3 protein-coding genes are annotated in these 3,663 nt (G+C 74.8%); 2 read left to right on the plus strand and 1 reads right to left on the minus strand.

What is annotated here, in order from left to right:
* The first annotated feature begins 208 nt into the window (after positions 1–208).
* Both EBN88_RS29095 and EBN88_RS29100 read left to right on the plus strand, forming a co-directional pair.
* Complete coding sequence (locus tag EBN88_RS29095; RefSeq protein ID WP_122399991.1) at positions 209–1,246, plus strand: aldo/keto reductase; 1,038 nt, start codon at positions 209–211, stop codon at positions 1,244–1,246.
* Between the two features lie 99 nt (positions 1,247–1,345).
* Complete coding sequence (locus tag EBN88_RS29100) at positions 1,346–2,341, plus strand: aldo/keto reductase (protein ID WP_122399992.1); 996 nt, start codon at positions 1,346–1,348, stop codon at positions 2,339–2,341.
* A 14-nt stretch (positions 2,342–2,355) separates the two neighbouring features.
* On the opposite strand, the gene EBN88_RS29105 is transcribed toward EBN88_RS29100, so the two are convergent.
* Positions 2,356–3,234 carry an arylamine N-acetyltransferase family protein gene (locus tag EBN88_RS29105; protein ID WP_122399993.1) on the minus strand — a complete coding sequence of 293 codons (879 nt, stop codon included), beginning with the start codon at positions 3,232–3,234 and terminating at the stop codon, positions 2,356–2,358.
* Positions 3,235–3,663 lie beyond the last annotated feature (429 nt).

The raw sequence follows: 3,663 nt of genomic DNA on the forward strand, positions 1-3,663 counted from the left end.
CGCGTCCGCCCGCGTCCGTCCGCCCTTCGCGCCCCCGCCCGCGCCGGTGCCCCCGCCCGCGCCCGGGGCCGCCCCTCGTTCCGCCATAACGGGACTCCAGTTCCATTAGTGTCGGTCTCTGTGCTAGCTTCGCTCCCGCATCCTAATGGAACTGCTGGCCCGTTAAGCGTTTGTCGCGCGGGCCGCCCGCCCCACGAAAGGAACCACCATGGACTACCGCACGCTTGGCGCATCCGGACTCCGCGTTCCCGAACTCAGCTTCGGCACCGGCACGTTCGGCGGCCGAGGGGAACTCTTCGGCGCCTGGGGCGACACCGACGTCCGCCAGGCCCGCCGCCTGGTCGACATCTGCCTGGAGGCCGGCGTCACCCTCTTCGACAGCGCCGACGTCTACTCCGACGGCGCCGCCGAGGAGGTGCTCGGCGCCGCGATCAGGGGCCGCGGGGACCGGGTGCTGATCTCCACCAAGGCCGGCCTGCCGCTCGGCGACGGCCCCGGCGACGCCGGCACCTCCCGCGCCCGCCTGATCACCTCGGTCGAGGCCGCCCTCCGCCGCCTGGGCACCGACCACATCGACATCTTCCAGCTCCACGCCTTCGACGCCGCCACCCCGATCGACGAGGTGCTGGCCACCCTGGACGACCTGGTCCGCGCCGGCAAGATCCGCTACCCCGGCGTCTCCAACTTCTCCGGCTGGCAGCTGATGAAGTCCCTGGCCGCCGCCGACCGCCACGGCCGCGCCCGCTACGTCGCCCACCAGGTCTACTACTCGCTGGTCGGCCGGGACTACGAGTGGGAGCTGATGCCGCTGGCCCGGGACCAGGGCGTCGGCGCCCTGGTCTGGAGCCCCCTGGGCTGGGGTCGTCTCACCGGCGCCATCGGCCGGGGCCGGCCGGTGCCCGAGGGCAGCCGGCTGCACCGCACCGCCCGGTTCGGCCCGCCGGTCGACGACGAGCGGCTCTACCGGGTGACCGACGCGCTCGACGAACTCGCCGAGGAGACCGGCCACACCGTGCCCCAGATCGCCATCAACTGGCTGCTGCGCCGCCCCACCGTCTCCTCCGTGATCATCGGCGCCCGCGACGAGCGTCAGCTCAGGGACAACCTCGGCGCCGTCGGCTGGTCCCTCACCCCCGAGCAGGTCGCCCGCCTCGACGCGGCCAGCTCCGGCACGGCCCCCTACCCGTACTACCCCTACCGCGTTCAGGAGGGCTTCGCCCGCCTCAACCCCCCGCTCGCCGGCTGACGTTGACCGCCGGGCGAGGTGACCGCCGGGTCCAGGCCGACCGGCGACCACTCGACACCGGCCGCCGAACGTTCCCACGCCCGGTGCGACACTGCCCGGATGAACGCGCACGGATCGCACACAGCTCCCCCACCCTCCGCGCCCACCACGCCGGCGGCCCCGCCCGCAGGGGCGGCCGGCACCTGGCGGCTCGGCGACCACACCGTCAACCGGCTCGGCTTCGGCGCCATGCGCCTGCCCAGCCGCGTCGCGCTCCAGCCCGGCCTCCCCTCCCGCGACCGGGAGTCGGCGATCCGCGTGCTGCGCACGGCCGTTGACCTCGGGGTCAACCACATCGACACGGCCGCGTTCTACTTCTCCCCGCTGCGTTCGGCCAACGAGCTGATCAACACCGCCCTCGCCCCCTACCCCGACGAGCTGCTGATCGTGACCAAGGTCGGCCCCGGCCGCGAGCCCGGCGGCCGCTGGGTGCCCTGGGCCCGCCCGGAGCAGCTGCGCGGCCAGGTCGAGGAGAACCTCCGCCAGCTCGGTCGGGACCACCTCGACGTGGTCAACCTCCGGGTCAACGGGGAGACGGAGATCGCCGAGCACTTCGGCGCGCTGGCCGACCTCCGACGGGACGGCCTGATCCGCCACCTCGGCCTCTCCAACGTCAACCCCGACCACCTCGCCCAGGCCGAGCCCATCGCCCCGGTGGTCTGCGTGCAGAACCGCTACGGCCTCGCCGAACGCGACCCCGCCCGGGACGGGATGCTGCGGCTCTGCGCCGAACGCGGCATCGCCTTCGTCCCGTTCTACGCCATCGCCGGCGAGGGCCGCGAGCGCGGTGCCGCGCCCGACGGCCAGGGCTCCGACCCCGCCCAGGCGCCGCTCCGCGAGATCGCCGGGGCACACGGCGCGACCCCGGCCCAGATCCGCCTGGCCTGGACCCTCCACCAGGGGCCCCACGTCCTGGCCATCCCCGGCACCGGCGACCCCGCCCACCTGGCGGAGAACGTGGCCGCCGCCGCCATCAGGCTCGGCCCCGAGGAACTGGCCCGCCTGGGCGCCACCCCGCCCCCGGTCACGCCCACCAACCCCGCCACGCCCGACTGAGGGGGCGGCGACCGTCAACGCGACAGCCGCGTCGTCGCCGGCGCTGCGATCCCGAACTCCCGCTCCAGCACGGCCCGCACGTCCTCCTCGCCCGCCAACTCCCGGGTGAAGACGCGCCCGTCGTCCCGCGTCTCGGTGAACCGGCTCTCGTCCAGGGCGAGATGACCGGCGTCCGTGGTGCGCCGCACGGTCAGCCGCCAGCTGAACGGGGAACGCGGGTTGGTCGCCACATGCCAGTTCATGACCTCCAGGTCCGCCGCCACGAAGGGCTCCAGGGTGAACGCGTACTGGTCGACCCAGCCGCCGCCCACCCACGCCCGCAGGACCCACAGCTCCAGCGGTCCCTCGTGCTCCACCGTGACCAGGCGGTGCCGACGCGGCCCCACGCGGAACTCGACGTCCGCCCGCAGCGGCACCGCCTCCAGCAGGCCCGCCACGTCGCCGTAGCCGACGTCGGCCAGGTACGGCCGAGGGTCGCCCGGGACCCGCACCAGCAGCACCGCATGGGTGCGCGGCCGGCGCGTGGGGCCGTCGGCGCCGACCACGACCCGGGCGGCCAGCAGCGTCACCGCGAACCCGAGCCGCTCCAGGGCCATGGCCAGCAGCGTGTTCTGCTCGTAGCAGTAGCCGCCACGGCGCTCGTGCAGCAACTTGCGGACCACGGCGGCGGGTTCGAGCGCGGGCGCGGTCCCGCCGAGGGCGTCCAGGTTCTCGAACGGTATGGCCCGCAGATGCGCCGCGTGCACGCCCCGGAGCGTCGCCACGTCCGCCCGCGCCGCCCCGCGCCAGCCGATCCGGGCGAGGTAGGCGTCGAGGTCGAACGGCGCGGACGGGCCGGGCACCGTCGCCGATGCCGGTGTTGTCGCGGAGGAAGGTGTCGAAGCCGTACTCATGCCCCGAACGTAACGGCCCGCCCCCCACCCCGTCGTTGACCCAGGGAACGAACCCGCCGGGGCCCCTGGTCCTAGGTCGTGTCCGTAGAGTCTCGTCGGATCAGACGGCGGCTTGGACGCGGTGCGTCGCAAGGCGCCGGATCGCAGCTCGTACTTGGCCGTGTTCGCGCGATGCGGTAACGCGGCGAGGTGCCGCGTATGGCGTCGCGGGCCCGGCGAGACTTCACGGACACGGCTAGGCCACTGGACCCGGTTCGCGCTCGTCCGCGCGCACGCGGGGTCCGGGTAAAGGTTCGGGCAGGGCCCGGTCAAGCCGAGTAAAGAATGGGCCGGCGGGGGGAGTTGGGCCGGCCGGCCGGGAGGCGCGCGGAGCGGCGCGGGCAGGCCGTTCGCGCCGCTCCCGGTCCCGGCCGCCGGCGCGCGCGCCCG

The organism is Streptomyces triticirhizae (genome assembly GCF_003696235.1).
GTDB classification, from domain to species: domain Bacteria; phylum Actinomycetota; class Actinomycetes; order Streptomycetales; family Streptomycetaceae; genus Streptomyces; species Streptomyces triticirhizae.

What these genes read in the sequence shown, in the direction of transcription:
- EBN88_RS29105 (WP_122399993.1), bottom strand. Translation starts at nt 3,234, where the DNA reads ATGAGTACGGCTTCGACACCTTCCTCCGCGACAACACCGGCATCGGCG.
- EBN88_RS29100 (WP_122399992.1), top strand. Translation starts at nt 1,346, where the DNA reads ATGAACGCGCACGGATCGCACACAGCTCCCCCACCCTCCGCGCCCACC.
- EBN88_RS29095 (WP_122399991.1), top strand. Translation starts at nt 209, where the DNA reads ATGGACTACCGCACGCTTGGCGCATCCGGACTCCGCGTTCCCGAACTC.